This is a genomic window from Blastococcus sp. SYSU DS0617, assembly GCF_054051075.1.
Genome location: NZ_JBJHAO010000001.1, coordinates 16,381 through 43,308, shown reverse-complemented (window position 1 = coordinate 43,308; position 26,928 = coordinate 16,381). Strand labels below are relative to the sequence as shown.

General features: G+C 74.3%; 26 protein-coding genes. 15 read left to right on the top strand and 11 right to left on the bottom strand.

Annotated elements, in window-relative coordinates; translation table 11 throughout:
* The first annotated feature begins 25 nt into the window (after positions 1–25).
* Together ACI793_RS00215 and ACI793_RS00210 are read left to right on the top strand one after the other, a co-directional pair.
* On the top strand, positions 26–1,702 hold the full coding sequence (locus ACI793_RS00215) for an FAD-binding oxidoreductase (protein WP_456604360.1): 1,677 nt from the start codon (positions 26–28) through the stop codon (positions 1,700–1,702).
* Positions 1,703–1,939: 237 nt separating this feature from the next.
* Positions 1,940–3,430 carry an LCP family protein gene (locus ACI793_RS00210; protein ID WP_456604359.1) on the top strand — a complete coding sequence of 497 codons (1,491 nt, stop codon included), beginning with the start codon at positions 1,940–1,942 and terminating at the stop codon, positions 3,428–3,430.
* 37 nt (positions 3,431–3,467) lie between these two features.
* Here the strand turns inward: ACI793_RS00210 and ACI793_RS00205 are convergent, their stop codons facing one another.
* Positions 3,468–4,229, bottom strand: coding sequence for an SDR family oxidoreductase (locus ACI793_RS00205; RefSeq protein ID WP_456604358.1), 762 nt, complete (start codon positions 4,227–4,229; stop codon positions 3,468–3,470).
* A 118-nt stretch (positions 4,230–4,347) separates the two neighbouring features.
* Between ACI793_RS00205 and ACI793_RS00200 the strand changes: the two genes are divergently transcribed.
* Both ACI793_RS00200 and ACI793_RS00195 read left to right on the top strand, forming a co-directional pair.
* Entirely contained in the window at positions 4,348–5,571 is a 1,224-nt protein-coding gene (locus ACI793_RS00200; protein WP_456604357.1) for an arginine deiminase, read from the top strand.
* Between the two features lie 81 nt (positions 5,572–5,652).
* Complete coding sequence (locus tag ACI793_RS00195) at positions 5,653–7,098, top strand: M20/M25/M40 family metallo-hydrolase (protein WP_456604356.1); 1,446 nt, start codon at positions 5,653–5,655, stop codon at positions 7,096–7,098.
* 90 nt (positions 7,099–7,188) lie between these two features.
* Here ACI793_RS00195 and ACI793_RS00190 read toward each other — a convergent pair whose 3' ends face one another.
* Complete coding sequence (locus ACI793_RS00190; RefSeq protein ID WP_456604355.1) at positions 7,189–8,121, bottom strand: DUF5926 family protein; 933 nt, start codon at positions 8,119–8,121, stop codon at positions 7,189–7,191.
* 187 nt (positions 8,122–8,308) lie between these two features.
* Here ACI793_RS00190 and ACI793_RS00185 point away from each other — a divergent pair, with 187 nt between their 5' ends.
* The 3 genes from ACI793_RS00185 to ACI793_RS00175 all read left to right on the top strand — a co-directional run bounded on the left by ACI793_RS00185 (position 8,309) and on the right by ACI793_RS00175 (position 11,628).
* The gene (locus tag ACI793_RS00185) at positions 8,309–9,520 is read left to right on the top strand and encodes a cytochrome P450 (protein ID WP_456604354.1); all 1,212 of its coding nucleotides are present in this window, start codon (positions 8,309–8,311) and stop codon (positions 9,518–9,520) included.
* A gap of 32 nt (positions 9,521–9,552) precedes the next feature.
* On the top strand, positions 9,553–11,169 hold the full coding sequence (locus tag ACI793_RS00180) for a long-chain fatty acid--CoA ligase (RefSeq protein WP_456604353.1): 1,617 nt from the start codon (positions 9,553–9,555) through the stop codon (positions 11,167–11,169).
* A 120-nt stretch (positions 11,170–11,289) separates the two neighbouring features.
* Entirely contained in the window at positions 11,290–11,628 is a 339-nt protein-coding gene (locus ACI793_RS00175) for a TFIIB-type zinc ribbon-containing protein (RefSeq protein WP_456604352.1), read from the top strand.
* A gap of 24 nt (positions 11,629–11,652) precedes the next feature.
* Here the strand turns inward: ACI793_RS00175 and ACI793_RS00170 are convergent, their stop codons facing one another.
* The gene (locus ACI793_RS00170) at positions 11,653–11,961 is read right to left on the bottom strand and encodes a rhodanese-like domain-containing protein (protein WP_456604351.1); all 309 of its coding nucleotides are present in this window, start codon (positions 11,959–11,961) and stop codon (positions 11,653–11,655) included.
* Between the two features lie 79 nt (positions 11,962–12,040).
* Between ACI793_RS00170 and ACI793_RS00165 the strand changes: the two genes are divergently transcribed.
* Positions 12,041–12,553 carry a PH domain-containing protein gene (locus ACI793_RS00165; RefSeq protein WP_456604350.1) on the top strand — a complete coding sequence of 171 codons (513 nt, stop codon included), beginning with the start codon at positions 12,041–12,043 and terminating at the stop codon, positions 12,551–12,553.
* A complete protein-coding gene (locus ACI793_RS00160; RefSeq protein ID WP_456604349.1) occupies positions 12,550–14,088 on the top strand; it encodes a PH domain-containing protein in 1,539 nt (512 codons plus the stop codon). The genes ACI793_RS00165 and ACI793_RS00160 overlap by 4 nt, the downstream gene beginning before the upstream one ends.
* An 86-nt stretch (positions 14,089–14,174) precedes the next feature.
* Here the strand turns inward: ACI793_RS00160 and ACI793_RS00155 are convergent, their stop codons facing one another.
* Positions 14,175–14,897, bottom strand: coding sequence for a response regulator (locus ACI793_RS00155; protein WP_456604348.1), 723 nt, complete (start codon positions 14,895–14,897; stop codon positions 14,175–14,177).
* Between the two features lie 60 nt (positions 14,898–14,957).
* On the opposite strand from ACI793_RS00155, the gene ACI793_RS00150 reads away from it, so the two are divergent.
* The 3 genes from ACI793_RS00150 to ACI793_RS00140 all read left to right on the top strand — a co-directional run bounded on the left by ACI793_RS00150 (position 14,958) and on the right by ACI793_RS00140 (position 17,084).
* Positions 14,958–15,689, top strand: a complete 732-nt coding sequence (locus tag ACI793_RS00150) for a sensor histidine kinase (protein ID WP_456604347.1) — start codon at positions 14,958–14,960, stop codon at positions 15,687–15,689.
* Positions 15,690–15,879: 190 nt separating this feature from the next.
* The gene (locus ACI793_RS00145; RefSeq protein WP_456604346.1) at positions 15,880–16,743 is read left to right on the top strand and encodes a manganese catalase family protein; all 864 of its coding nucleotides are present in this window, start codon (positions 15,880–15,882) and stop codon (positions 16,741–16,743) included.
* 71 nt (positions 16,744–16,814) lie between these two features.
* The gene (locus ACI793_RS00140; protein WP_456604345.1) at positions 16,815–17,084 is read left to right on the top strand and encodes a hypothetical protein; all 270 of its coding nucleotides are present in this window, start codon (positions 16,815–16,817) and stop codon (positions 17,082–17,084) included.
* Positions 17,085–17,256: 172 nt separating this feature from the next.
* Here ACI793_RS00140 and ACI793_RS00135 read toward each other — a convergent pair whose 3' ends face one another.
* The 6 genes from ACI793_RS00135 to ACI793_RS00110 form a co-directional block, all read right to left on the bottom strand.
* Positions 17,257–18,873 (bottom strand): solute symporter family protein, encoded by a 1,617-nt coding sequence (locus tag ACI793_RS00135; RefSeq protein WP_456604344.1) that lies wholly within the window; start codon positions 18,871–18,873, stop codon positions 17,257–17,259.
* Positions 18,866–19,249, bottom strand: a complete 384-nt coding sequence (locus tag ACI793_RS00130) for a DUF485 domain-containing protein (RefSeq protein WP_456604343.1) — start codon at positions 19,247–19,249, stop codon at positions 18,866–18,868. The genes ACI793_RS00135 and ACI793_RS00130 overlap by 8 nt, the downstream gene beginning before the upstream one ends.
* A gap of 182 nt (positions 19,250–19,431) precedes the next feature.
* Entirely contained in the window at positions 19,432–20,961 is a 1,530-nt protein-coding gene (locus ACI793_RS00125) for a sodium/solute symporter (RefSeq protein ID WP_456604342.1), read from the bottom strand.
* Positions 20,962–21,001: 40 nt separating this feature from the next.
* Positions 21,002–21,352, bottom strand: a complete 351-nt coding sequence (locus tag ACI793_RS00120; protein WP_456604341.1) for a hypothetical protein — start codon at positions 21,350–21,352, stop codon at positions 21,002–21,004.
* Between the two features lie 27 nt (positions 21,353–21,379).
* On the bottom strand, positions 21,380–22,123 hold the full coding sequence (locus ACI793_RS00115; protein ID WP_456604340.1) for a LytR/AlgR family response regulator transcription factor: 744 nt from the start codon (positions 22,121–22,123) through the stop codon (positions 21,380–21,382).
* A complete protein-coding gene (locus ACI793_RS00110; protein ID WP_456604339.1) occupies positions 22,120–23,244 on the bottom strand; it encodes a sensor histidine kinase in 1,125 nt (374 codons plus the stop codon). Before ACI793_RS00110 ends, ACI793_RS00115 begins: the two co-directional genes overlap by 4 nt.
* Positions 23,245–23,455: 211 nt before the next feature.
* On the opposite strand from ACI793_RS00110, the gene ACI793_RS00105 reads away from it, so the two are divergent.
* Positions 23,456–24,763, top strand: a complete 1,308-nt coding sequence (locus ACI793_RS00105) for a Rieske 2Fe-2S domain-containing protein (RefSeq protein ID WP_456604338.1) — start codon at positions 23,456–23,458, stop codon at positions 24,761–24,763.
* A 6-nt stretch (positions 24,764–24,769) separates the two neighbouring features.
* Here ACI793_RS00105 and ACI793_RS00100 read toward each other — a convergent pair whose 3' ends face one another.
* The gene (locus tag ACI793_RS00100; RefSeq protein ID WP_456604337.1) at positions 24,770–24,904 is read right to left on the bottom strand and encodes a hypothetical protein; all 135 of its coding nucleotides are present in this window, start codon (positions 24,902–24,904) and stop codon (positions 24,770–24,772) included.
* Between the two features lie 93 nt (positions 24,905–24,997).
* Between ACI793_RS00100 and ACI793_RS00095 the strand changes: the two genes are divergently transcribed.
* Positions 24,998–26,179, top strand: coding sequence for a sensor histidine kinase (locus ACI793_RS00095; protein ID WP_456604336.1), 1,182 nt, complete (start codon positions 24,998–25,000; stop codon positions 26,177–26,179).
* Positions 26,176–26,886, top strand: a complete 711-nt coding sequence (locus tag ACI793_RS00090) for a response regulator (RefSeq protein ID WP_456604335.1) — start codon at positions 26,176–26,178, stop codon at positions 26,884–26,886. The genes ACI793_RS00095 and ACI793_RS00090 overlap by 4 nt, the downstream gene beginning before the upstream one ends.
* Positions 26,887–26,928 lie beyond the last annotated feature (42 nt).

Here is a 26,928-nt window from a genome sequence, read left to right as displayed (position 1 = left end):
GCACGGGCACCGGCAGACTGTAGCCGTGGCCGAACAGCCGGAACTGACGATCCAGGGATGGGGTCCCCCGCCCGCGGGGAGCTCCACCGACGCAGCGGGCGACCGCGCACCCGCGCTGGAGGCGGTGCTGCCCAAGGCCGCCCGCCGCCATCTGGCCCGCGAACTGGGCTGGACGCCGCGGTCCACGCCGCCGGTGCCCGTCGCCGAGATCCGGCTGGCCCCCTCGCGGCTCCCCGAACCCGCCCGCGCCGCGCTCGCCGGGCTCCTGGGCGAGGAGAACGTGCGCACCGACCGGGAGTCGCGCCTGCTGCGCGCGGGCGGCAAGAGCTACCTGGACCTGCTGCGACGGCGGGCGGGCGACGCCACCGACGCTCCCGACGCCGTCGTCCTGCCCGGCACGACCGAGGAGACCGCGGCGCTGCTGGCGCTGTGCAGCGAGCACGACGTCGTCGTCGTCCCGTTCGGGGGCGGGACGAGCGTGGTCGGCGGGCTGGCCGGCGTGGACCCCGACGACCGGCCCGCGGTCGCCCTCGACCTGCGCCGGATGGCCTCGGTGCAGGAACTCGACGTGCCGTCGTCCATGGTGACCGTGGGGCCGGGCATGCGCGGGCCGGCGCTGGAGGAGACGCTCGGGCGCGAGGGGCTCACCTTCGGCCACCTCCCGCAGAGCTGGGAGTTCGCCACCCTCGGCGGGTACGCCGCCACGCGCAGCTCGGGGCAGGCCTCCACCGGGGTAGGGCGGTTCGACGACCTGGTCACCGGGCTGACCCTCGCGACGCCGTCGGGTGTCCTGGACGTGGGGGGTGCCGCGCCGGCGTCGGCCGCCGGGCCGGACCTGCTCGGCCTCGCACTCGGCTCGGAGGGCACGCTCGGCGTGATCACCGAGCTCACCCTGCGGGTGCGCCCGAAGCCGGCGACGTCGTCCTACGAGGGCTGGTCGTTCCGCACCTGGGCCGGCGGCCTCGCCGCGCTGCAGCGCCTCGCCCGCCACGACCTGCTGCCCGACGTCGTCCGGCTGTCCGACGTCGACGAGACGCGGGCCAACCTGCTCATGTCCGGCAGCGCGGGGGCCCGCGTCCTGCGCGGCACGCTCCGCGCGCGCGGGCGCGGTGAGGGCTGCCTGCTCGTGATCGGCTGGGAGGGCCTGCCCGACATCGTGCGGGCCCGGGTGCGCGCCGCCTCCGCGCTGCTGCGGGAGGGCGGCGGTGTCCGGCTGGGCCGCGCCGTCGGGGAGTCGTGGCGCCGGCACCGCTTCGGGGCCCCCTACACGCGTGACACGCTGCTGGACGCCGGGCTGCTCGTCGAGACCCTGGAGACCGCGGCCAGCTGGGCGGCCCTGCCCACGGTGTACGACGCCGTCCGCCGGGCGCTGCGCGAGTCGCTGACCGGCGGCGGGCGCCGTCCGCTGGTGATGACCCACCTCTCGCACGGCTACCCCACCGGCGCCTCGCTGTACTTCACCGTGCTCGCCGACCGCGACGAGGAGCTGCCCATCCAGCAGTGGCTGGGCGCCAAGCGGGCCGCGACCGACGCGCTGCTGACCGCCGGCGGCACGCTCACCCACCACCACGCCGTCGGCGCGGACCACCGTCCCTGGCTGGAGCGGGAGGTCGGGGCGCTGGGCGTCGAGGTGCTGCGGGCGGTCAAGGCGCGGCTGGACCCGAAGGGCATCTGCAACCCCGGCGTACTGCTCCCCGACTGAGGCGCGGCTGGGATCAGGGGACCTGATCGTGCAGCGTCCTCCCTCACGGTGGGCGGTGAGGGAGGACGCTCGGGGATCAGGTTCCCTGATCGTCGCGGGGCGGCGGCCCAGTGCGCTCCGCCGTTGCACCGGTGATGGGATCCTGGTCCGGATGCGCCCCCTCCCCGTCGCCCAGGTGCTGCCGCTCCGTGGTGCGGCGGCTGCCGGCGGGCCCGGCCCGGGCGACGGACCCCGGCCGTGACCCCGGACGAGCCGCGACGGCTCCCGCCCCACCTGGATCCCCGCCGCGCGCCGGCCGCGAGCGCGCCCGGGCGATCGGCGCGGGCCACGGCGGCACGATCGGTCGCCGGGGTGCTCAGCGGGCTCCTGCTGCTCGGCAGCGGGTGGGGCTGGCACCTGGCACGGGTCGCGGAGGCCAGCGTCCAGCGGACCGACGCCATCCCCAGCTCGGGCAACGAGGACGTCAACGGCGAGGACCACGCCGGTGAGGAGATGAACCTGCTGCTGGTCGGGATGGACTCCCGCACGGGGCTCACCCCCGAGCAGCAGCAGGAGTTCAGCACCGGCGAGGCCGACGGCGTGCTGAACACCGACTCGATGATGCTGGTGCACGTCCCGGCCGACGGATCCGCGGCCTCGTTCGTGTCCCTGCCGCGCGACACCTACGTCGACATCCCCGGGTTCGGGGAGGGGCGGCTCAACTCTGCCTACGCCCGCGGCTTCGCCGCGGCCGAGGGGAGCGACGCGGAGAAGAGGGCCGCCGCGGCGCAGCGGCTCATCCAGACCGTCAGCGGGTTCACCGGCCTGGAGATCGACCACTTCGCCGAGATCGACCTGCTCGGCTTCATCAACCTCAGCGAGATCGTCGGCGGGGTCGAGGTCAATCTCTGCCAGGCCACCAGCGACCCCCTCTCCGGCGCCGATTTCCCCGCCGGCGTCCAGACCATCAGCGGCGCCGACGCCCTGGCGTTCGTCCGCCAGCGGCACGGGCTGCCGCGGGGGGACCTGGATCGGGTGGTGCGGCAGCAGGTCTACATCGCCGGGATGCTGCGCAACATCCTCTCCACCGACCTGCTGCTCGATCTCGGCAAGCAGCGCGAGATCGTCGAGCACGTCGGCAGCAGCGTGACGCTCGACCAGGGGCTCGACCTGTTCGACCTGGCCGCGCAGATGCAGGGCGTCGATCCCGGGAACATCACCTTCCGGACCATCCCCGGCCTGACGCCGGAACGGATCGACGGCGCCGAGGTGCTGCAGCCGCCCGGTGACGAGGAGGTCCGGCGCTTCTTCTTCGAGCTCGGCACGGAGCCCGCCGACGAGCCCGCCGCGCCGGAGGAGGAGGAGGAGGAGGAGGAGGACATCTCCGTCGACCCCGGCTCGGTCACCGTGCAGGTGCTCAACGGCTCCGGCGTCTCCGGCGCAGCGGCGGACGCGGCGGCCGCGCTGACCGGGGCCGGGTTCGACGTCGGCGCCGAGGGCAACGCCGAGTCCACCGACCTGACGACGGTCCGGCACCGCACCGGGGCCGACGCCGCGGCGGGGCTGGTCGCCGCCCAGGTGCCGGGCGCCGTCGTGACCGTCGACGACGACCTGCCGGAGGGGACCGTGGCGCTGGTCATCGGCGCCGACTTCGAGGGCATCGGTCAGGCCGTCTCGGCACCGGCGCCCACCGGGGATGTCGTCGCCGACCCGGGGCGGACCGCCGACGACGTCAGCTGCATCAACTAGCCGCCCGCGGGCGCCGCCTCGGACCGGACCTTCGCGCTCAGGTCGCGATGCCGCCGTCGACCGGGATGATCGTGCCGGTCAGGTAGGAGCCGGCCCGCGAGGACAGGAAGACCGCGATGCCGGCCATGTCGTCGGGGCGTCCGATCCGGCCGAGCGGGACCCGCTTGTTCATCTCGTCGCCGGCCGCGGCGAGCGTGGCGGCCATCATCTTGGACTCGAAGGGCCCCGGGGCGACCGCGTTCACCGTGATCCGGCGCGGCGCGAGCTCCTTGGACAGGTTGCGGGTGAGCTGGTGCACCGCGGCCTTGGACGTCGAGTACGAGTACGTGCGTGCCGCGGAGGGCTGCAGGCCGGCGATGCTCCCGATGTTGATGACCCGCGCGGGGTCCTCGTGCGACGCCGCCTTCTCCAGCAGCGGCAGGAAGGCGCGGGTGACGAAGAACGGCGCCTTCAGGTTCAGGTCGAGCACCTTGTCCCAGGCGGACTCGGGGAACTTCTCCAGGTCCTCGCCCCACGTGGCGCCGGCATTGTTGACCAGGATGTGCACCTGCTCCTCGACCTTGCCGACCTCCCCGGCCAGCCGGATGCACTCGGCCTCCTTGGAGACGTCGGCCGGGATGGAGACGACGGTGCCGAACTCCGAGAGCTCGGCGACGGCGGCGTCCCCGGCGTCGGCCTTGCGGGAGCTGATGTAGACGCGGGCGCCGGCCTGGAGCAGCCCACGGGCGATCATCATGCCGATGCCGCGGGTGCCCCCCGTCACCACCGCCACCTTGCCGGTCAGGTCGAACAGGTCCACGCCGCACCTCCGGTTCACGGTCGCCGGCAGCGGTGCCGGCCCTCCCGGCACCCTAGCCAGACACCGGCCGGACCCTCCCGCGAGCGTCCGGCCCGGGGCGCTGTGCCAGCCTCGGCGCATGACCCCGACCATGGGCGCCACCAGCGAGGTCGGCGCGCTGCAGACGGTCCTGCTGCACCGGCCCGGCAACGAGCTGCGGCGGCTGACCCCCCGCAACAACGACCAGCTGCTCTTCGACGGCGTCCCGTGGGTGGACCGGGCGCAGGAGGAGCACGACGCCTTCGCCGAGGCGCTGTCGACCCGCGGCGTGGAGGTGCTCTACCTCGACCGACTGTTGGCCGAGATCCTCTCCTTCCCGTCGGCCCGGGCGGAGCTCATCGGCGCCGCGGTCGACGACCCGCGGCTCGGTGCCAGCCTGCAGCGGGCGACCACCCGGCACCTGGCCTGGCTGGAGCCCGCCGACCTGGCTGCCACGCTCATCGGCGGCCTCGCCCACGACGAGCTGCGCGGCGGCCGGGGGCTCGCGTACGAGGTGATGGACCGCTCGGAGTTCGTCGTCCCCCCGCTGCCCAACCTGCTCTTCACCCGCGACTCGTCGGTGTGGATCGGCGACGAGGTCGCGGTGACCTCGCTGGCCATGCCCGCCCGGCACCGCGAGAGCACCATCACCGCGGCGGTCTACACCCACCACCCGCGCTTCGCCGGCAGCGAGCAGCTCTACGGCGCGAACCTGGAGCATCTGGAGGGCGGCGACGTCCTGCTGCTGGCGCCCGGCGTGCTGGCCGTCGGCGTCGGGGAGCGGACGACGCCGGGCGGTGCCGAGCGGCTCGCGCGCCGGCTGTTCGCCCGAGGGCTGGCGCACACGGTGCTCGTCGTCCCCATCGCCCAGGAGCGCGCCACGATGCACCTGGACACCATCGCCACGATGGTCGACGTCGACGCGATGGTCATGTACCCGGCGGTGGCCGACTCGCTGAAGGCGTGGACGGTGACCGCCCCCGAGGGAGTCGCCGACGACGCGGACCCCGTGGAGCTGACGGTGGCCGGCCCGCGGCCGTTCGTCGAGGCGGCCGCCGCGGCCATGGGCATCGACCGGCTGCGGGTGATCGACACCGGGCTCGACCCGGTCACCGCCGAGCGCGAGCAGTGGGACGACGGCAACAACACCCTCGCCCTGGCCCCGCGGCTGACCGTCGCCTACGAGCGGAACACCGTCACCAACGCCGCGCTCGAGGCCGCCGGCATCGAGGTGATCCGGATCGCGGGTTCCGAGCTGGGCAGCGGCCGCGGGGGTCCGCGGTGCATGTCCTGCCCGGTCGCCCGCGCCCCCCTCCCGGTGTGACGGACCGGTCCGGACGGTCCCCGACCGGCCTCCGGGCGGCTACCGTGCCCCACCACCGCCCCATCCCGAGGAGCCGCCCGCATGAGACGCCCACTCGCCCTCGCCGGCTCGGCGGCCGCGGCCACCGCGATCGGCGCGACCGCCCGGCGGGTGGCCCGCTTCCGCCCCGAGGGCACCCCGGCCACGCCGGTCGACCTCGACGGGCTCGACGCCGAGGCCGCCGCCGGCCGGCTCGCCGAGCTCATCCGCATCCCCACCGTCTCCTACCGCGACCGGTCGGAGATCGACGAGCCGGCGTTCGAGCGCTTCCGCGCCCGGCTGGCCGAGCTGTACCCCGCGGCCCACGCCGCACTGGAACGCGAGCAGCTCGGCGACGGCGCCCTGCTGTACCGCTGGCGGGGGGCCACCGACGAGCCGCCCCTGGTGCTCATGGCGCACTACGACGTCGTCCCGGTGGCCGGCCAGGACTGGAGCCGCGACCCGTTCTCCGGGCTGATCGAGGACGGCGTCGTGCACGGCCGCGGCGCGATCGACGACAAGGGGACGCTGGTCGCGATCCTGGAAGCGGTGGAGGCCCTGGTGACGGCGGGCTTCACGCCCCGGCGCGACGTCTGGCTCTCCTTCGGCAACGACGAGGAGGTGGCGGGCATCGGCGCGCAGCTGGCCGTCGCGGCCCTCACCGAGCGCGGCATCCGGCCGTGGGCGGTGCTCGACGAGGGCGGCGCGGTGGTGCGCGGGATGTTCCCCGGCGTGCCGGGTCAGGTCGCCGTGGTGGGGCTGGCCGAGAAGGGGCGCCTCGACGTCGAGCTGACCACCTCCGACCCCGGCGGGCACGCCTCCTCGCCCACGCGGAACGGCGCCCCCGCCCAGCTGGCCCGGGCGATCCTGGCGATCGACCGGAAGCCCTTCCCCGCCCGCCTGAACGACGTCGTCCTGGGCATGGTCGACGCCGTCGGCCGGCACGCCACCGGGCCGCTCCGGGGCGTGTTCGCCCACGCCGGGTCGCTCCGCCCGCTGCTGGCGGCGGTGCTGTCCCGCGCCGGCCGGGAGGCCAACGCCCTGGTCCGGACGACGGTGGCGGTGACCCGGCTGGAGGGCAGCAGCGCCGGGAACGTGCTGGCGACGACCGCCCGCGCGCACCTCAACATCCGGATCGCGCTCGGCGAGACGGTGGAGTCGACGGTGGACCGGCTGCGGCAGGTGATCGACGACCCGCGGGTGGAGCTGCGCGTCCTGCCCGGCGGCGCCGATCCCTCACCGGTCTCCCGGGTGGACAACGAGGCGTACGCGCTGGTCGCGGCCGCGGCGAACGCCGCCTACCCCGACGCCGTGGTGGCGCCGTACCTGATGGTCCAGGCCAGCGACTCCCGGCACTTCAGCGAGATCTGCGACAGCGTCTACCGGTTCATGCCGTTCGACGTCACCCGCGAGGAGCTGTCCGCCCTGCACGCCGCCGACGAGCGGATCTCGATCGCCGCCCTGCACCGCGGCGCCGGGTTCTTCCGGCACCTCATCCGCAGCGTCTGACGGCTCGTCCAGCCGCACCACCGGACGTCCCGCCGCGGCACGGCGCGGCAGGACGTCCGGTGCAGCGGCCCGATCTCGGCCGGACGCGGGTCAGCGGATGGTGATCTGCCGGGACAGCAGCCCGGCGCGGGCGCGGCGCTCGTCGGCGTCCAGCGGGTCGGTCACCGTCAGTGCCTGCTCGAGGCGGGTCTGCCACTGGGTGGCCGGCTCGATCCAGTCCTCGGCGGGGATGTCGGCGGGGAGGTCCCACACCGGGACGACGAGGCCGTGCGCCCGGAACGCGCCGGCGTAGCGGGTGCCCTCGCCCAGCAGCATCGGCTCGCCCGCGGCGCGCAGCCGGGCCAGGGCGTCCAGCAGCTTCTCCTCGGGCTCCGGGCGGACCCAGCGCAGGTGGGCGCGCTCGGCACCGGGACGCACCCAGTAGGCCGCCTCGAGGCCGGCCAGCCGCACGGTCGGCAGGATCGCCTCGTTGGCGTGCTCGAGGCCCGCCTTGGCCGCCGCGTTCGGCTCGGTGCCCTCGAGCCAGAAGCCGAAGTCGTCGTGCACGGTGACCTCGAAGGGCGCGCTCGTGTCCAGCAACTCCTGCAGCCGCGGTCCGGCCGAGCCGGCGCCGCCGATCGGGCCCGGGTCGACCGGCGCGCCGGCCGGCGCCTCGAGTGCCGCGGCCAGCGCGGTGCCGAGGTCACGGCTGACGTCGTCCGAGGAGGTCTGCAGCTGGACGCCCAGCATGATCTCGCCGTTGGCCCGCACCAGGGCGGGCGAGCCGCCGGGGAGCACGCTGGCGAGGGTGACGTCGCGGCCGTCCGTCGTCTTCAGCGCCGCGGTCGCCGCCGGGACCAGCTCGCGCAGGGCGACCCAGTCGGCCTCGCCGGGCAGCCCCTCGAAGGAGCGGATCACCGCGGGCGCGTAGCCCGAGCCGTGGCAGTGCTTGTAGCGACGACCGGAGCCGCAGGGGCACGGCGCCTTGGGGTTGACGCCCTCGGGTGCGGCGGCCGGGGCGGAGGAGCGCTTGCGGGAAGCCATGCGGCCAGCGTAGGTGGGCCCCGACGGCCGGCGGCACGCCTCCCTCGACCAGCACCGCGGAGGGCCGCCGGCGCCTCGAATCCTGCGAACTCGTGGCCATCAGCGGCTGATCACCACGAGTTCGCACAGTTCGTCGGGCGCAGAAGGGGTGCCCGTGGCGGTGCCCGCCCTTCCTAGGCTGGCTGCCGTGACCCTGGCAGCATCGTCCGCACCCCTCGACCTGACCGATCCCGCCGTCGTCGCCGACCCGTACCCGGCCTTCGCCCGGGCCCGCGCCGAGGCGCCGGTGCAGTGGCACGAGGGCATGGGGCTGTGGCTGGCCTTCACGCACGCCGAGTCCAACGCGGTGCTGCGCGACCGGCGGCTGGGCCGGATCTGGTCGGACAAGGCACCGGCCGAGCGGTTCGAGAGCTTCAACCTCATCCACCGCAACGCCATCCTGGAGATGGAGCCGCCGGCGCACACCCGGCTGCGGCGGCTGATCAGCTCGGCGTTCGCCCGCGGGCACGTGGAGCGGCTGCGCCCCTGGGTGGAGGACCTGGCCCGCACGCTGGTCGACGAGCTGATCGAGCGCTCGGGCGGCTCCGAGCCGGTGGACCTGCTCTCCGGCATGGCCGAACAGCTGCCGGTCGCCGTGATCGCCGAGCTGCTGGGCGTGCCGGAGGCAGACCGCCCGCTGCTGCGGCCGTGGTCCAACGCGATCGTGAAGATGTACGAGTACGGGCGGACGACGGAGATCGAGGACTCCGCCGAGCGCGCGGCCGACGAGTTCGTCGCCTACCTGCGGGCGCTGGCCGCCGAGCGCCGGAAGCACCTGGGCGAGGACCTGGTCAGCCACCTGGTGTCCATGCGGGACGCCGACGGCGACAAGCTGACCGAGGACGAGCTGGTCACGACCTGCATCCTGCTGCTCAACGCCGGCCACGAGGCCACGGTGAACGTGAGCGGCAACGGGACGCTGGCGCTGCTGCGGCACCCCGACCAGCTGCGGCGGCTGCGGGAGGACCGCACGCTGCTGCCGACGGCGATCGAGGAGTTCATGCGTTACGACTCCCCGCTGCAGCTGTTCGAGCGCACCGCCACCGAGGACGTCGAGATCGGTGGCATCACCGTCGAGCGGGGGCAGAAGATCGCCGCTCTGCTGGGGGCGGCGAACCGCGACCCCGCCGTCTTCGCCGACCCCGACACCTTCGACGTCGGCCGCGCGGACAACGGGCACATCACCTTCGGCGCCGGCATCCACTTCTGCATCGGGGCGCCCCTGGCCCGCGTCGAGCTGCAGGCGTCGTTCGGCGCGCTGCTGGACCGGACGTCGACGTTCGAGCTGGGTGGCGAGCCGAAACGGCGTCCCGAGTTCGTGATCCGCGGCCTGGAGACGCTGCCCGTCGTCCTCGGCTAGATCGTGAGCGCCGTCACTGGCAGGATCGCGCCATGCGCGGCCTGATGCAGGACAGCCCTCTCACCATCGACACGATCTTCCGGCACGCCGAGCAGCACTACGGCGACGTCCCGATCGTCACCAACGGGCCGAAGGGAGTCGCCCGGTCGACCTACGGCGAGTGGGCCGACCGCACCCGCCGGCTCGGCGGTGTGCTCGACACCCTCGGCATCAGCGCCGACGGCCGCGTCGGCACCTTCGGCTGGAACAGCCAGCGGCACCTGGAGCTCTACTTCGCCGTCCCGTGCACCGGCCGCGTGCTGCACACGCTCAACATCCGGCTGTTCCCCGAGCAGCTGACCTACATCGCCAACCACGCCGAGGACGAGGTCGTCTTCGTCGACCGCTCCGTCTTCCCGCTGTTCTGGCCCCTGGTCGACACCATGAAGACGGTCAAGCACGTCGTCGTCATGGAGGACGGCGGCGACGCCGAGCTGCCCGACGACCCGCGGATCCGCGACTACGAGACCCTGCTGGCCGCCGCGTCACCGGTCGAGTTCGGCGTCCGCGACGAGTCCCTGGCCGCCTCGATGTGCTACACGTCCGGCACCACCGGCAACCCCAAGGGCGTCGTCTACTCGCACCGCTCGACGGTGCTGCACACGATGGCCGCGCTCTCGCCGAACGCCTTCGGGCTCAGCGTCCGCGACGTCGCGATGCCGGTCGTGCCGATGTTCCACGCCAACGCCTGGGGCATCGCGCAGGCGGCCCCGGCGGCCGGTGCGGCGCTGGTCTTCCCCGGCCCGATGATGCAGCCGGAGAACCTGGCGAAGCTGATCGTCGACGAGGGCGTCACCTTCACCGCCGGCGTCCCGACCATCTGGCAGGGCATGCTGCCCTTCCTCGCGGGCACCCCCCACAAGCTGCGCGAGATCGGCTGCGGCGGCTCCGCGGTGCCCAAGGCGCTGAGCGAGGCCTACCGCGAGCAGGTCGGCATCCCGATCCTCCAGGCCTGGGGCATGACCGAGACCTCCCCGGTCGCGTCGTCCGGTGTGCTGCCCAAGCGCCTCGAGGACGCCGACGACGACACGAAGGCCACCGCGCGCGCCCGCGCCGGCATCCCGCTGTTCGGCGTCGAGGCGCGGATCGTCGACGCCGACACCCTGGAGCCGCAGGCCTGGGACGACACCGCCACCGGCGAGCTGCAGGTGCGCGGGCCGTGGTGCGCGAAGGAGTACTACAACCCCGACGCCGGCACCGTGCTCTCCACCGAGGACGGCTGGATGAAGACCGGCGACGTCGCGGCGATGGACTCCTACGGCTCGATCCGCATCGCCGACCGGACCAAGGACCTGATCAAGTCCGGTGGCGAGTGGATCAGCTCGGTCGACCTGGAGAACGCGATCATGAGCCACCCGAAGGTGGCCGAGGCCGCGGTCGTCGGGATCCCCCACCCGAAGTGGGACGAGCGCCCGCTGGCCTGCGTCGTGGTGAAGCAGGGCGAGAGCCTCACCGAGGAGGAGGTCCTCGAGCACCTCAAGCCGCTGGTGGCCAAGTGGTGGATGCCCGAGGCCGTCGAGTTCATCGACGAGGTGCCCAAGACCAGCGTCGGCAAGTTCTCCAAGAAGGACCTGCGCGCCAAGTTCGCCGAGTACGAGCTGAAGTCCTGACGCCGGGTTGATCATCGCCTGCGCGCTCGCCCCACCGGCGCGTCGCCCCGCGGCGCCCCGCGTCGCGGACACGCGGGCGATGATCAACAGGGGCTCGACCCCGCAGGTAGCCTGACGCCCATGCAGCTGCTGTGCCCGAAATGCCACAACGTGATGGCGCAGTACGAGCGCAACCGCGTCCTGGTCGACCAGTGCACCGAGTGCAAGGGGCTCTTCCTCGACCGCGGTGAGCTGGAGAACCTGATCGCCGCCGAGCGCGCCTACCTCGACGCGGAGGAGGGCCGCCCGGTCGCGCCCCCGCAGGCGCCGCGCCCGCCGGTGCCCGACCCGTACGACCGCGACCCGCGCCAGTACGGCGCGCACCGCTACGACGAGCGCTACTACGGCCGCGGCTACGACGAGAAGTACGCCAAGAAGAAGCGCCGCAAGAGCATCCTCGAGGAGCTGCTCGACTTCTGAGCCCGCGGCTCGGCGGACGACGGCTCAGCGGACGAACGGAGGCTCGCCGGTCTCGCTCACCATGGGCTTGCCGGCGGCCTCCCACTCACCCATGCCACCGGCCACGTTGACCGCGTCGAAGCCGTTCTGGTTCAGCCACGCGGCCACCCGGGCGGAGCGGCCGCCGCTCCGACAGGTGACGTAGAGCGGGTCGCCCTCGGGCAGGTCGTCGAGCCTGCCGGGGACCTCGCCCATCGGGATGTGGGTCGCACCCTCGACGTGGCCGTGCACCCACTCGTCGTCCTCGCGGACGTCGAGGATGACGGCGTCCTGGGGCAGCTCGCTGACGGACACGGTCGGAACCTGCTGCGGCATCACGCGCTCCATCGTGGCACGGGGCGCTCCGCGGCTGCGGACTGCGAGGATGGCCGCGATGACTGCCGTCCACTCCCCCGTGCGGGAGCCCGCCTGGTCGCTGCCCCGCTCGGCCATCGGGCTGTGGCTGACCGAGAGCCTCGTCAGCGTGCTGATGATGGGCGTCGGGCTCGGCGTCTTCCTCATCTGGGTGCCGGCCGATTCCGGCGGCCCGATCCCCGTGCTGCGGTGGCTGGTGCCGATCGCCGTCGCCGTCTACGCCGTCGTCGCGCTCGCCGTCCGGCCGTGGTTCAAGCACCGCACCTACCGCTGGGAGGTGACCGGCGAGGTCGCCTACACGCGCACCGGCTGGCTCAGCCAGACCTGGACGCTGGTGCCGATCTCCCGCATCCAGACCGTCGACGTCACCCGCGGGCTCCTGCAGCAGATGTTCGGGCTGGCCACGGTCGCGGTGTTCACCGCCTCCAGCCAGGGCACCGTGCGCATCTGGCACCTCGAGCACGGCATGGCCCAGCGGGTCGCCGACGACCTCGCCGCCCGCGCCGAACGGACCCGGGACCAGGCCACGTGACCGGCCCCGGCGAGCCCGCCGGATCGGGCGCCCTGCGCCGGACGTCCCCCCGGATCGTCCTGGTGCACACCGCCACGTTCCGGCAGGCACGGCAGCTCGTCCCTATCGCCATCCCCGCGCTCGCCGGCATCGGGCTGGGCGGTGGCCGGTGGACCGTCGTCGGCCTGGTCGTCGTCATCACCCTGGTCTCACTGGCGACGGCGGCGCTGTCCTGGTGGCGGTTCAGCTACCTGGACGGGCCCGGCGCCGTCGTCGTCACCCGGGGACTGGTGTCCCGGTCCACGCGCACGGTCCCCAACGACCGGATCCGCGGCGTGGAGATCGAGGCGCCGCCGATGCACCGGCTGCTCGGCCTCGTCCGGGTGCGCATCGACGCCGCCGCCGGCGGGGCGGGCAGCGCCGGGCGCGCCGCGGCCACGGACGACGAGGTCCTCATCGACGGCGTCCCCCGCGAGGAGGGCGACCGGCTGCGGGCGGCGGTGCTGAGCAAGCGCAGCCGCCTGCCGGCCCTCGGACCGGACACCCCGGACACCGGGCCGGACACCGCGCCCGTCGAGGAGCCGGAGGAGGAGTTCGCCCGCTTCGACAACCGCTGGCTGCTCTACGCACCGCTGGTCGGGGGCTACCTGGCGGTCCCCCTGGCCGGCATCGGCGTGCTGTCCCGGATCGTGGACGAGGTGCCCGACGGCCTGCTGCCCGACGTGGACGGCCCCTCGGTGGACACCCCCGCCGTCGCCGTGGCCCTCGCGGCCACCGCCCTGGTACTGCTGGCCGTGGGCGCGGTGATCGGCGCCGCGGTCGTCAACTGGCGGTTCCGCCTCGTGCGGCGCGGCGGCTCGCTGATCGCCGTCCGCGGCCTGCTCACCCGGCGGCACACCGAGCTGGAGATCGACCGCATCCGCGGGGTCGCCGTGGCCGACGGCGCCGGCATGCGACTGGTCGGGGCGGCCCGGGTCAACGGCCTGGTCACCGGCCTCGGCGACGCCCAGCGCCGGGGTCAGCTGCTCCCGCTCGGGCCGCGCGCGGAGGCCGAGGCGCTCGGCCGCCGGCTGGTCGAGGACCCCGGCCCGCTCGTCCCCCACCCCGCCACGGCCCGGCGCCGGCGCATCGCCCGCGCGGTCACCGGCGGTCTGCTGGTCACCGCCGTCGGCGCGGTCCTCACCGTGACCGAGGGCTGGTGGCCGCTGCTGGTCGCCGGCGTCGTCCTCACCGTCCTGGGCGTGCCGCTGGGCCTGGGCCGGTACGCCTCGCTCGGGCATGCGACGGGACCGCGCTCCTTCGCCGTCCGCGTCGGCTGGCTGGTGCGCGAGCGGGCGGTCCTGGAGCGGCGCGCGGTCGTCGGCTGGGAGGTCAGGCAGTCGTGGTTCCAGCGCCGCGCCGGGCTGGCGTCGGTCGTCGCCTGCGTCGGGGCCGGGCGCGGCGGCTACATCGCGCTGGACATGGCCGCGGACGACGTCGCCGGCTTCGCGGTCGCGGCGTCGGAGCCGTGGGCCGAGCAGCTGGTCCCCCGGCCGGAGCCGGTCGAGCGGACGTGATCCGACGGTGAGGTGAACCTTTCCTTCACAGGTGCGTGAGCGGGACGATGGCGGGTAGCTGGGCCCGCGATGAGGTCGCGCCCCGCTCACCCAGCCCAGCCGCCGGCCGGTGGCGCGTGCCCGCCGGCTGCCTTGCCGAGGCCCACGCGGCCGGCCAGGGCGGCCGCCTCCACCCGCGTGGCCACCTCCAGCCGCCGCAGCAGGTGGGCCACGAGCCGCTTCGTCGTCCGCTCCGAGACGTGCAGCGTCGTCGCGATGTCCACGGTGCTGGCGCCCTCGGCGATCAGCCGCCACAGCCGCCGCTCGTCGGCGGTCAGCCGGTCGGCGATGCTCTGCTCGCCGGACGGGGTGGCCTCCTCCAGCAGCTGCCGCAGCAGCGCCTCGGGCAGCACCGACCAGCCGTCCAGGACGGCGAGCAGCGGGCGCACCAGCGACTCCGGGTCCGCTGTCTTGGGCAGGAAGCCGATCGCCCCGGCCCGCAGCGCCTCGATCGCGGCGTCGGCCTCGGCCAGCCCGGACAACGCCACCACCCGCACCATCGGGTCGGCCCGCCGGATCGCCGCGATCGCCCTGGTCCCGCCGGGCGGCGGCATGTGCAGGTCGACGATCGCCACGTCGGCGTGGTGCCGCCGCACCAGCGCCGCGGCGGCCGAGGCGTCGTCCGTCGTCCCGACCACCCGGACCCTGCCGCCGCTCAGCCCCGGCAGCAGCAGGCTCAGCCCACGCGTGAACAGCGGGTGGTCGTCGACGACGACCACGTCCACCGGGGCCCCGCGTTCAGCAGCGAGCGCGTCGTCGTCCTGCGACATCACCCTCCTGTCGACCGTCGTACTCCGGCGCCCACCGACCGGCTCTCCGAGGAAGTGCCCGTGACACTTGCTGCTGACGCACCATTTGCCAAGCCGGTCCTCGGCCTGCTCGACGATCTCGTGCGGGTGCTCCGCGCACACCTGCCGCGGCGCCGGCTCCGGATCGACGCCGACGACGAACCCACCCCCGAGGACGCCGTCCTGCGCGCCCTCTGCCACGACATGCGCAGCCCGCTCGCCTCCCTGGAGGCGGCGCTGAGGTCGCTCGACGGCCCGGCCGACCGCACCCGCGAGATGCTCGAGCTCGCGCGCGCCCAGACCGCCCAGCTGGCATCGATGCTGCGCACGGCCGACGCCACCGGCGGGGCCGTGCCGCGCACCGGCCGGCGGCTGCTCTGCGACGTCGTCGTCGCCTCGGTGGCCGCCTCCGGGCTCCCCCGGAGCCTGTTGACGGTCGAGGTGCTCGACGGGGCTGGGGACGTGCCGGTCGCCGACGCCCGCGTGCAGCGGATCCTCACCAACCTCCTGGAGAACGCCCACCGGCACGGCGAGGGCCGGCCGGTGCGGCTGCGGCTGACCTCGCGAGGGGGATGGGTGCGCCTGGCCCTCACCCAGGGCGGCGTCCCGGTCGACCGGGTGGTGGGCCACCTGCGGCAGACCCGGCCGCCGATGGATCTGACAGGCCTGGGGCTGTGGTCGGTCCGGCGGCAGACGCTCGAACTCGGCGGTCAGCTCACCTGGGACGACGCCGGCGACGCGTTCACCCTGACGGTGTGCCTGCCGGACAGGTGAAGGACCCCTCTGCCCCCCACGCCTCGCGCGCTCGGCGCGGGCCCCTGCAGAGGAGCCGTCCAACTCGAGCTCCGCCTGCACACTTTGGCACCGGCGGGCCACCGGACGGCACGGGCGGGCCAGCGGGCGCGGGCAGATCCCTGATGTCACCGCAGTCGCGGTGGTCGCGACGACGCTCGAGGGAGAACCCGTGTTCACACACACTCACGCCCTGCAGTACGAGGCCAAGCCCGACGGCCCCGACCCGGCGTACGCCCGCCGGCTGCAGGAGGTGCTCGGCGGTCAGTGGGGCGAGATGACCGTCGCCACCCAGTACCTGCTCCAGGGCTGGAACTGCCGCCTCCCCGGCAAGTACAAGGACCTGCTGCTGGCCATCGGGACCGAGGAACTGGCCCACGTCGAGATCCTGGTGACGCTGATCGACCGGCTGCTGGACCACCAGCCGCTCAAGCCCGACTCCGCCGACCGCACCAAGGAGGCGGCCGCCGGCTTCGGGAACACCAACCCGCAGCACGCCATCGTCAACGGCGGCGGCGCCTACTTCCGCGACTCCATGGGCCTGCCGTGGAGCGGCGGGTACGTCACCGCCAGCGGCAACCTGATGGCCGACTTCCACTACAACGCCACCGCCGAGATGCAGGGCCGGCTGCAGGTCTCCCGGCTCTACAACATGACCGACGACCCGGGCGTGAAGGACACCCTGCGCTTCCTGCTCGCCCGCGACCACTACCACCAGATGCAGTGGCTCAAGGCGATCGAGGAGCTCAAGGTCGACGGGCTCGAGGGCATCCCGGTGCCCGAGGCGTTCCCCATGGACGAGGAGCCGGAGGAGTTCGCCTACGCCTTCCTCGACGCCTCCGACGGCCCGGACGCCGCCTCCGGCAGCTGGGCCAGCGGTCCGGCCATCGACGGGACGGACAAGCAGCTCTCCGCCCGCCCGATCGAGGCCACCGCCGACGCGCCGATCCTGCCGCCGGGTGACCCGCGGCTGTACGGCACGCCGCCGATGCCGGGCGAGACGATGCTGCAGAAGGCCAAGGACCTGCTCAAGTAGGCCCTTCGGGTCTCTCCCCGCTCCACCGCGCCGTCGCCGGCCGGCGGGACGCCCTCCCCGGAGGTCCTGCCGTGCACCTGCACCTTCCGCGCCTGCCCCTCCCGGCGGTGCTGCTCTCCGTCGTCTACGCCGCGGCGATCGCCGTCGCGCTCGCCCATCCCGGCGGGCACACCCTCGCCGGCCTCGTCGTCCTGGCCGGGCTCGTCGCCCGCTGGGGGGTGCGCAACCGCCGGCCCCACGCCGTTCCCGCACCCGTCCCGCTCGCGGTCGCGGGCAGCGCCGGCGCCGCCGACGTCGCCCCCGCACCCGAGCCGGCAGTGGCCCCCGCTGCCGCCGCCTGACCCGTCGCCGGTCCGTCCTCCCTCACCGTGGAGCGTCCTCCCTCACCGTGCGCGGTGAGGGTGGAAGCGCCACGATCAGGTCACCTGATCATGGCCGCCCGGGGCCGACAGCGGGCCGGACAGCGCGAGGCGCGCGCCCCCACGGGGGACGCGCGCCTCGGCTGGAGCTACCTCAGTGCTGGACGGCCTTCTCCGCCCCGATGCCGGTGAACGCCCGCACCTCGAGCTCGGCGTTCAGGAGCTCGTCGGGCTCCTGCTTGGACAGCTTCGTGCCGAGCCAGCCCAGGAAGAACGACGCCGGGATGGACACCAGACCCGGGTTCCGCAGCGGGAACCAGGCGAAGTCGACGCCGGGGAACATCGCGCCCTCCGCACCGGAGACGACCGGCGAGAAGATGATCAGGCCGATGCAGATGACCAGCCCGCCGTAGATCGACCACAGCGCGCCCTGGGTGGTGAAGTTCTTCCAGAACAGCGTGTAGAGGATCGTCGGCAGGTTGGCCGAGGCCGCCACCGCGAAGGCCAGCGCCACCAGGAAGGCGATGTTGAGCCCCGCCTGGAGCGCCAGGATCCCCAGCGCGATCGAGATCGCCCCGATCACGACGGCGGTGATGCGGGCGACCCGCACCTCGCCGTTGGGCGGGACGTCGCCCCGCTTGATCACCGAGGCGTACACGTCGTGCGCGAACGAGGCCGACGCGGTGATCGTCAAGCCGGCCACCACCGCGAGGATCGTGGCGAACGCGACGCCGGCGATGATGCCCAGCAGCACCGTGCCGCCGAGCTCGAAGGCGAGCAGCGGGGCCGCGGCGTTGACCGAGCCCGGTGCGGCGAGGATCTGGGCCGGCCCGACCAGCGCACCGGCGCCGTAGCCGATGACCAGGCTGAACAGGTAGAAGATGCCGATCAGCCAGATGGCCCAGACGACCGAGCGACGGGCGTCCTTGGCCGTGGGCACCGTGTAGAAGCGCATCAGCACGTGCGGCAGGCCCGCGGTCCCGAGCACCAGCGCCAGCCCGAGCGAGACGAAGTCCAGCCTCGTGGTCCCGGTCAGCCCGTACTGGGCGCCGGGGGAGGCGACGTTGCGGCCCTCGACGGCGAGCTCCTGCGCGCCACCGATCAGCGCGGACAGGTTGAAGCCGTACTCGCCGAGCACCCACACGGTCATCACGAACGCGCCGGCGATCAGGAGCGCGGCCTTGATCATCTGCACGTACGTGGTGCCGCGCATACCGCCGACCAGCACGTAGAAGATCATCAGCGCACCGACCAGGGTCACCACGAGGGCCTCGGCGGCATCGCCGCTGACGCCGAGGAGCAGGGCGACCAGTCCGCCGGCGCCGGCCATCTGCGCGAGCAGGTAGAACAGCGAGACGGCCAGGGTCGAGATGGCGGCCGCCATGCGCACCGGACGCTGCTGCATCCGGAAGGCCAGGACGTCGGCCATGGTGAACCGGGCGGTGTTGCGCATCAGCTCGGCGACCAGCAGCAGCGCGACCAGCCAGGCCACCAGGAAGCCGATGGAGTACAGGAAGCCGTCGTAGCCGTAGACGGCGATGGCGCCGGCGATGCCCAGGAACGACGCCGCCGAGAGGTAGTCGCCCGCGATGGCCAGGCCGTTCTGCGTGCCGCTGATGTTGCGCCCGGCGGCGTAGTAGTCCGCGGCGCTCTTGTTGTTGCGGCTGGCGCGGAACGTGATGTACAGCGTGACGAGGACGAAGGCCCCGAAGATCGAGATGTTGACGGCCGGCTCGCCGATCGTGGCGTCGGCGGCGATGAGGTCAGACACGGGTGGCCCCCTCGGACGTGCCCGTGCTGCCCGGCGCGTAGTCGTGGCGTTCGAGGCGCTCGCGCATCTCGTCGGCGATCGGGTCGGTGCGCCTGTTCGCGTGGGCCACGTACAGGTGCGTGATCACGAACGTGGTCACGAACTGGGCGAGACCGAGCACGATGCCGAGGTTCACGTTGCCGAACACCTCGGTCGACATGAAGTCGGTCGCGTAGGTGGAGAGCAGGACGTAGAGCAGGTACCAGGCGAGGAAGGCGAACGTCATCGGGAAGGCGAACCGCCGGAAGCGACGCTTCAGCTCCGCGAACTCCGGTGAGTTCTGCGCCTCCAGGTACTCCTCGGGCGTCAGCAGACGCCGTTCCGCGGGATCGGTCAACGTGCGACCTCCTGGTCAGGGTGGGCGGGCACACCCACGGGAAATGTGAGCGCTGTCACGGTAGGAGGGCGGCCCGGGCGCACGGGGGGTGCGAGCCACGGCTGCGCCGAGCGGTCACCGGTGTTCGGTGTACGGCAGGTCAGGCGGGACGAGCGGTCGCCCCCGCGAAGCCGCCGGCCGGATCAGCGGGGCGGGTGCCCGCGGTCGAGCTGCACCGACTCGGGGGTGTGCAGCCGGACCATGGTCCGGGCGGCGTGCAGCGGCACCCGCCGCGGGGTGGCCAGCGACACCCCGACCATGGTGAGGAACGCCAGCGGGACGGTCCAGGCCGCGGGCTGGGCGAGCAGTGCCCCGGCCCATCCGTCGGGGCCCACGCCGAGCAGGGTGGCCAGGACCGCGCCGCCCGCGCACCCTCCACCCACGAGCATCCCGGCGATCGCGCCCGCGTCGGTGAGCCGGCGCCACCAGATGCCCAGGACCAGCAGCGGGCACAGAGTGGAGGCGGCGAAGGCGAAGGCCAGCCCGACGGCCTGGGCGACCCCCACCCCCTCGGTGAGCAGGGCGAGACCCAGAGGGACGAGCACGGCGACGACGGCACCGGCCTGGAAGGCCCGCACCCCGCCGAATCGGCGGCCCATCACGTCCTGGCTGATCACGCCCGCCACGGCGACGGTCAGCCCGGACGACGTGGAGAGGAACGCCGCGAAGGCCCCCGCCGTCGTCAGCGCGGACAGCAGCTCGCCCGCCGTGCCGGCCAGCATGCGCGCCGGCAGCTCCAGCACCACCGACTCCGCGCGACCGCTCGCGATGAGGTCCGGCGCGTAGAGCCGGCCCAGGCCGCCGTACACGGGCGGGAGCAGGTAGAAGAGGCCCAGCAGCGCCAGCACGAACAGCGTCGTCCGGCGGGCCGCCGCGCCGTCGGGGTTGGTGTAGAAGCGGACCACCACGTGCGGCAGGCCCATCGTGCCCAGGAACGTGGCGATGATGATCGAGTACGTCGTGTAGAGCTCGTGCTCGGCCCCCGCGAGCGGCGACACCCACGAGTCACCGGCCACGCCGGCGTCCCCCACGTCCACCGAGGCGGGCGAGACCGCCCCGTCACCGAGCCAGATCGCCGCCATGAACAGCAGCGGGAAGAGCAGCGCCGTGAGCTTCAGCCAGTACTGGAAGGCCTGTACGAACGTGATGCTGCGCATCCCGCCGAACAGCACGTTGACCAGCACGACGGTCGCGACCAGCACGCCGCCCAGCCACGGACCGGTGCCGGTGGTGGAGGCCAGGGCCAGGCCGGCGCCCTGGAACTGCGGCATCAGGTAGAGCCAGCCGATGGCCACCACCAGCAGCGCCGACAGACGGCGCACGCCCCGCGACTCCAGCCGGCTCTCCGCGAAGTCCGGCAGCGTGTAGGCCCCGGAGCGGCGCAGCGGGGCGGCCACGAGCACCAGCAGGACGAGGTAGCCCGCCGTCCAGCCGACCGGGTACCACAGCATCTCCGTACCGAAGGCGAGGACGAGGCCGGCGACGCCGAGGAAGGACGCCGCGGACAGGTACTCGCCCCCGATCGCCGAGGCGTTGAGCCCCGGCCGGACGGTGCGGGAGGCGACGAAGAAGTCGCTGGTCGTGCGGGAGAAGCGCCAGCCGTACGCGCCGACCACCAGGGTCGCCACGAAGACCCCGGCCACCCCGAGGACGCTGTACCCGGCGCCGGTCATCCGCGGTCGCGGCGGTCCGGGCGGGCGACCGCGGGCCGGGTCACGTGCGGTCCAGCACGTCGGTGAACGCCCGCTCGTTCCGTTCGGCGGCGCGGACGTAGAACCAGCCCACCAGGAACAGGAACGGGTAGACGGCGAAGGCCAGCAGGAACCACGGCAGCGGCACCGCCAGCACCTCGACGTCGGAGAGCTCCGGGAACAGCCAGAACACCAGCGGGGTCCCGCCGACGAACACCGCGAGGGTCGCGAGGCTGAGCAGGGCCAGCCGCAGCTGCGAGCGCACCAGCGAGGACATGTACACCTCGCCGAGCCGGGTCTGGGCGTCGATCTCCCGGGCGGCGGGCACCCGCTGGGCACGAGCCGCGCTGGTGCGGGGGCTGGTGACGCGCACCCGGCGGGGCGTGCTCTCCGACACCGGTCAGCCCCTGCCCGCGGTGCCCGGCCGCGCGCGGCGCACGAGGAGGTCGCGCAGCTCCCGGGTGTGCCGCCGGCTCACGCCGAGGTGCGTGCCGCCGACGACGACGGTGCACCGGCCGGCGTCCATCCGGACCTCCTGCACGTGCTGGAGGGCCACCAGCAGCGACCGGTGGATCCGCACGAACCCGGCGTCCTTCCAGGCCTCCTCGAGGGTGGTCAGCGGTACGCGGACCAGGTGGCTGCCCGCCGGGGTGTGCAGGCGGGCGTAGTCGCCCTGCGCCTCCACGTAGCGGACGCTGGAGCGGGGCACGAACCGGGTCACCCCGCCCAGCTCGACGGCGATGTCGTCGTCCGCCGGCACGGAGCCGCCGGCCCGCGAGCCGACGACCCGGCGCACCGCCTCGGCCAGCCGGTCCTCGCGGACCGGCTTGAGGACGTAGTCGACGGCGCCGAGCTCGAACGCGTCCACGGCGTGGTCGTCGTAGGCGGTCACGAAGACCACCGGCGGCGGCGCCTTGAACCGGGACAGCACCCGCGCGAGGTCGACGCCGCTGAGCCCGGGCATGCGGATGTCGAGGAAGACGGCGTCGACGCCCCGCTCCTGCAGGAGGCGCAGCGCCTCGGTGGCCGAGTCGCAGGTCAGCACCGCTCCGATGCGCTCGTCCCGCTCGAGCAGCCAGCGCAGCTCCTCCAGCGCCGGTCGCTCGTCGTCGACGACGAGCACGGTCAGCCGGTCGCCCGTCACGTGTGCACCCCCGGGGCGAACTTCGGCACCCGCACGACGACCCTGGTCCCCGCGGCCGGCCCGGTCTCGACGACGAGGCCGTAGTCGTCGCCGAAGGCGGTGCGCAGCCGGGCGTCGACGTTGCCCAGGCCCACCGAGTCGACGGAGGCGTCGCCCGACAGCGCCCGCCGCACCTTCTCCGGGTCCTCCCCGACGCCGTCGTCCTCCACCGAGATCAGGCACTCGCCGCCCCGGTCGGCCGCGATGATGGTCACCGTCCCGACGCCCTGCTTGTGCTCCAGCCCGTGCCGGACCGCGTTCTCGACCAGCGGCTGGAGGCAGAGGAAGGGCACGGCGACCGGCAGGACCTCCTGCGCCACCCGCAGCGTGACCTGCAGCCGGTCGCCGAACCGCGCCTTCTCCAGGACCAGGTACCGCTCGATCGACCGCAGCTCCTCGGCCAGCGTCGTGTACTCGCCGTGCCGGCTGAAGGAGTAGCGGGTGAAGTCGGCGAACTCCAGCAGCAGCTCCCGGGCCTGCTCCGGGTCGGTCCGCACGAACGACGCGATGGCGGTCAGCGAGTTGTAGATGAAGTGCGGGCTGATCTGCGCACGCAGCGCGCGGACCTCGGCCTCCATCAGCCGCGTCCGCGACGCGTCGAGCTCCGCGAGCTCGAGGTTGCCCGACACCCAGCGGGCCACCTCGGTCACGGCCCGGACCAGCCCGGCGGACGCCGACGACGTGAACGCCTGCAGGGTGCCGACCACCCGGTCCTCCACCACGAGCGGGCTGACCACGACCTGCCGCAGCCCGCAGCCGGCGTCGGAGCAGGCGAAGTCCGTGCGGTCGCGGACCACCGTGTTGCCGGACTCCAAAACCGTGGCCGCCAGCGCCGCCGCGTCCTTCTCGTGGTGGACGAAGCGGCCGTCCCAGGCCAGCGTCGTCACGGTGTCGGTCAGGGCGACCGCCGGCGCGCCGAGCAGGTCCCGCAGGTGCCGGATGGCGCGCTCCGCGGAGCCGCTGGTCAGGCCCTGGCGCAGCTCGGGGGCGGTCAGCGAGGCCGAGTGCAGCGTCCGGAACGTCGCGTGCTCCGCCTCCGTACCCAGGTGGCCCGGCCGCAGCCAGCGCAGTGCGTTCCGCATCGACGTCCCGGGGCGCCGCCCCGTCCTCCCTCCCGCGATCCGCGCCCGTCGTCCTCCCCCGCCGGACGGGTGGGCCTGCGCACGGTAGATCGTGCGAGCTGGCTCACACCACCCGGCACGACGGAGGGTCACCGGGTCGAGGGCGCGCGATCGTTCGCCCACCGCTCCACGGGCGTAACCGCGGGGTAATCCCGGCCTGGTGCAGTACGGCATGAACGCGTTCGGGCGGGCTGCGACCGGCTGGTTCCCCGTCGTCCGGGCGGCCGAGGTCGGGACGACGCCGATCCCGGTGGCCGCGGGTGACCGGCCCTACGTCGTCGTGCGGCTCCGCCCGGGTGGGAAGGTGAGCGCCTTCGGGCCCCGCTGCCCGCACCGGCTCGCTCCGCTGACCACCGCGACCGTCGTCGACGGCCGGCTGCAGTGCCCCGCGCACGGGTGGCGGTTCGACGGCGAGGGCCGGTGCGCGGAGATCCCGTCGCTGGGCGCCGGGGGAACACCCCCGCCGCGCGGCGATCTGCCGACGCCGTGGGCGGTCGAGGAGCGGTACGGGTGGGTGTGGATCGCCCCCGAGCGGACGTCGTCGCTGCCTGCCCGGCCCGCGGTGACGCCGGTGGCCGCACCCGGCCGGCAGTCACCCCCGCCGCCGGGCGGCGTCTTCGGCAACCTCGACCCGTCGCTGGCCCACGCCTGGCACCCGGTCGCCCTCTCCCGCGAGCTCCGCGCCGGCGGCTGGCTGCAGGTCCGGCTGCTCGGTCGCACCTGGACGCTGGTCCGGGAGGACGGCGTGATCCGGGCGGATCCGCCGGCGTCCGGCGTCCGCGAGCGGCTCGGCGTCCTCTGGCTCGCGCCCGCCGAGCCGGCCGACGTCGCGCTGGAGGTGCCCGAGGCCGCAGACCGGTCGTTCGTCACCGGCTGGTTGCCGCCGCTGCGCTCCCCCGGGCCGGCCGGGCCGCTGGCCGACACGTTCCTCGACGCGACGCACGGCCCGTTCGTCCACCCGACGACGCTCGCGGCGGTGCCGGCGATCGCGCCCTACGAGCTGATCCGCGAGCCAGGCGGCTTCCGCAGCGTCCAGGAGCAGGAGGTGGACAACCCGGTCGACCCGCAGGTGGCCGCCGGCGCACGCCCCCTGCGGCAGCGGCGGCGCACCACCTACGTGCACCGGGCGCCCTTCCAGCTGCGGTTGCGGCAGGAGTTCCTCGACTCCGGGGCGACGACGACGATCGTCTACCTGCTGCAGCCCGAGGACGCCGACTCCACCCGCATCTACGTGTGCCTGATGCTGGCCGCCGGCCCGGGGCAGCGGCTTCCGGCGCCGGCCACGGTGGCCGAGCAGGTGGCGCTGCAGCAGCAGGTCCTCGCCGAGGACATCGCCTCCCAGGCCACCCTGCAGCTGCCCGGGCTGCCCCTGGATCCGCGGGACGAGGTGCACGTGCCTGCCGACGCCCGCGGTTTCGCGCTGCGCCAGGCGCTCTGCGACTTCACTGTCCTGGGCCGGCAGCGCCGAGCGGCTGCCTGAGCCCGGTCACTCCGCCGGCAGCTGCGCGCCGCACGCCGCACAGCGCGTGGGCGGGTCCGCGTCGGCCAGCCGCCCGCACTCGGGGCACACCCGGCGCAGCCAGCACGCCGGGTCACCGCCCTCGTTCTCCGGCTCGGTCACCCGACCAGTCTGGTCCGGTCAGCCCTGGGGTGGACGCGCGTCTCCCTCCTGAGGACGACGAATCCGCACCCGGCGCTGCCTAGGCTCGACGCCGTGGAGAACCCCCGCGACCGCACGAGCGACCGGCTGCGGCAGCATCCGTTCGCCGTCGACGCGGCGCTCGCGGTCGCCGTGTGGTTCCTCGCCGTCCTGCTGCCCCTGGAGACCTACTGGAACGGGACCGCCGCCGCGTTGCTCATCGGCACGCTGATGGTGGCGCCGCTGGCCTGGCGACGGCGGGCACCGGTCCCGGCCGCCGCCGTCGTGGTCGCGGCCGGGCTGCTGGAGCTGGTGGCCGCCCCGGACTTCCTGGTCGCCAACGTCGCGGTGCTGATGATGATCTACGCGCTGGCCGCCTACGCCCCGCGCTGGGCGGGCCAGGCCGGCGTGGTCGTCGGCCTGGTCGGCGCCCTGCTGGCCGCCGTGCGCTTCTTCGGCTACGACCTCGTCACGTCCGTCGCCCCGACCGCGATGGCGATCGGCGTCTCGGTGATCGCCGCGTGGGCGCTGGGGAACCTCCGCCGGGCACGGCTGCAGCAGGTGGCCTCGCTGGAGGAGCGGGCGCAGCTGCTCGAGCTGGAGCGGGACCAGGAGATGCGGCTGGCCGCGGCGACCGAGCGGGCGCGCATCGCCCGCGAGCTGCACGACGTCGTCGCCCACTCCCTGTCGGTGGTCATCGCGCAGGCCGACGGCGGCCGGTACGCCGGCCGGACCGACCCCGAGGCCGCGACCGGGGCGCTGGAGGCGATCGCCGCCACCGGGCGCCAGGCGCTCACCGACATGCGCTCGCTGCTGGGCGTCCTGCGGGAGGGCGGCGGCGAGGAGTACGCGCCGCAGCCGGACGTCGCCGCGATCCCCGCCCTGGTCGAGGACGTGCGGGCCAGCGGGCTGGACGTGGACCTGATCGTCGAGGGCGAGCCGCAGCCGCTGGCCGCGGGCCCGCAGCTGGCCGCCTACCGGATCGTGCAGGAGTCGCTCACCAACGTGCTCAAGCACGCCGGCCCCGCCTCGCGCGCGTGGGTGCGGCTGCAGTGGCGGCCCGACGCGCTGGAGCTGTCCGTGCTCGACGACGGCCGCGGGGCGTCGGCCGCGATGGTCTCCTCCGACGGCGAGGGCCAGGGGCTGCGCGGGATGCGCGAGCGCGCCCAGCTGCACCGGGGGCGGCTGGAGGCCGGGCCGCGACACGGCGGCGGGTTCGGCGTGCACGCCGCCCTGCCCTACGGTTCGAGGCGATGACCGAGTCGCTGGGCGCACCGATCCGCGTCGTCCTCGTCGACGACCAGCAGATGGTCCGCGCCGGGTTCCGCATGGTCATCGACTCCCAGCCCGACCTGACCGTCGTGGGGGAGGCCGGCGACGGCGCGGCCGCGGTCCAGCTGCTGCGCAGCACCCCGGCCGACGTGGTGCTCATGGACATCCGCATGCCCGGCACCGACGGCATCGAGGCGACCCGCCAGGTGATCGCCCTGTCGGAACCACCTCGGGTCGTCGTCCTCACCACGTTCGACCTCGACGAGTACGTCGTCGCCGCGATCGGCGCCGGCGCCAGCGGTTTCCTGCTCAAGGACGCCCCGCCCGAGGAGATGCTGGACGCGGTGCGCACCGTGCACGCCGGCGACTCGGTGATCGCCGCGAGCTCCACCCGCCGGTTGCTGCAGCACGTCGCACCGATGCTCCGGGGCGCACCTGCCTCGGCGCCCGGCGGTGGCGACGACGCCGCGCTGGCCGAGCTCACCCCGCGGGAGCGGGAGGTGCTGGTGCAGATGGCCCTGGGCGCCTCCAACACCGAGATCGCGCGGAGCTTCGTCGTCAGCGAGGCGACCGTGAAGACCCACGTCGGGCGGGTGCTGGCCAAGACCGGCTCGCGCGACCGCGTGCAGGCCGTCGTCCTCGCCTACCGGACCGGCCTCGTGCAGCCGGCCGACCTGCTCCGCGACGCCTGACTCCCGCTTCTCCGCGGATAAGCGGCCTGCTTCTCCGCGGAA

Coding starts and splice junctions, on each gene's coding strand:
- ACI793_RS00155 (WP_456604348.1), bottom strand. CDS start 14,897: ATGTCGCAGGACGACGACGCGCTCGCTGCTGAACGCGGGGCCCCGGTG.
- ACI793_RS00175 (WP_456604352.1), top strand. CDS start 11,290: ATGCAGCTGCTGTGCCCGAAATGCCACAACGTGATGGCGCAGTACGAG.
- ACI793_RS00165 (WP_456604350.1), top strand. CDS start 12,041: ATGACTGCCGTCCACTCCCCCGTGCGGGAGCCCGCCTGGTCGCTGCCC.
- ACI793_RS00195 (WP_456604356.1), top strand. CDS start 5,653: ATGAGACGCCCACTCGCCCTCGCCGGCTCGGCGGCCGCGGCCACCGCG.
- ACI793_RS00110 (WP_456604339.1), bottom strand. CDS start 23,244: ATGCGGAACGCACTGCGCTGGCTGCGGCCGGGCCACCTGGGTACGGAG.
- ACI793_RS00105 (WP_456604338.1), top strand. CDS start 23,456: ATGAACGCGTTCGGGCGGGCTGCGACCGGCTGGTTCCCCGTCGTCCGG.
- ACI793_RS00200 (WP_456604357.1), top strand. CDS start 4,348: ATGACCCCGACCATGGGCGCCACCAGCGAGGTCGGCGCGCTGCAGACG.
- ACI793_RS00090 (WP_456604335.1), top strand. CDS start 26,176: ATGACCGAGTCGCTGGGCGCACCGATCCGCGTCGTCCTCGTCGACGAC.
- ACI793_RS00190 (WP_456604355.1), bottom strand. CDS start 8,121: ATGGCTTCCCGCAAGCGCTCCTCCGCCCCGGCCGCCGCACCCGAGGGC.
- ACI793_RS00125 (WP_456604342.1), bottom strand. CDS start 20,961: ATGACCGGCGCCGGGTACAGCGTCCTCGGGGTGGCCGGGGTCTTCGTG.
- ACI793_RS00180 (WP_456604353.1), top strand. CDS start 9,553: ATGCGCGGCCTGATGCAGGACAGCCCTCTCACCATCGACACGATCTTC.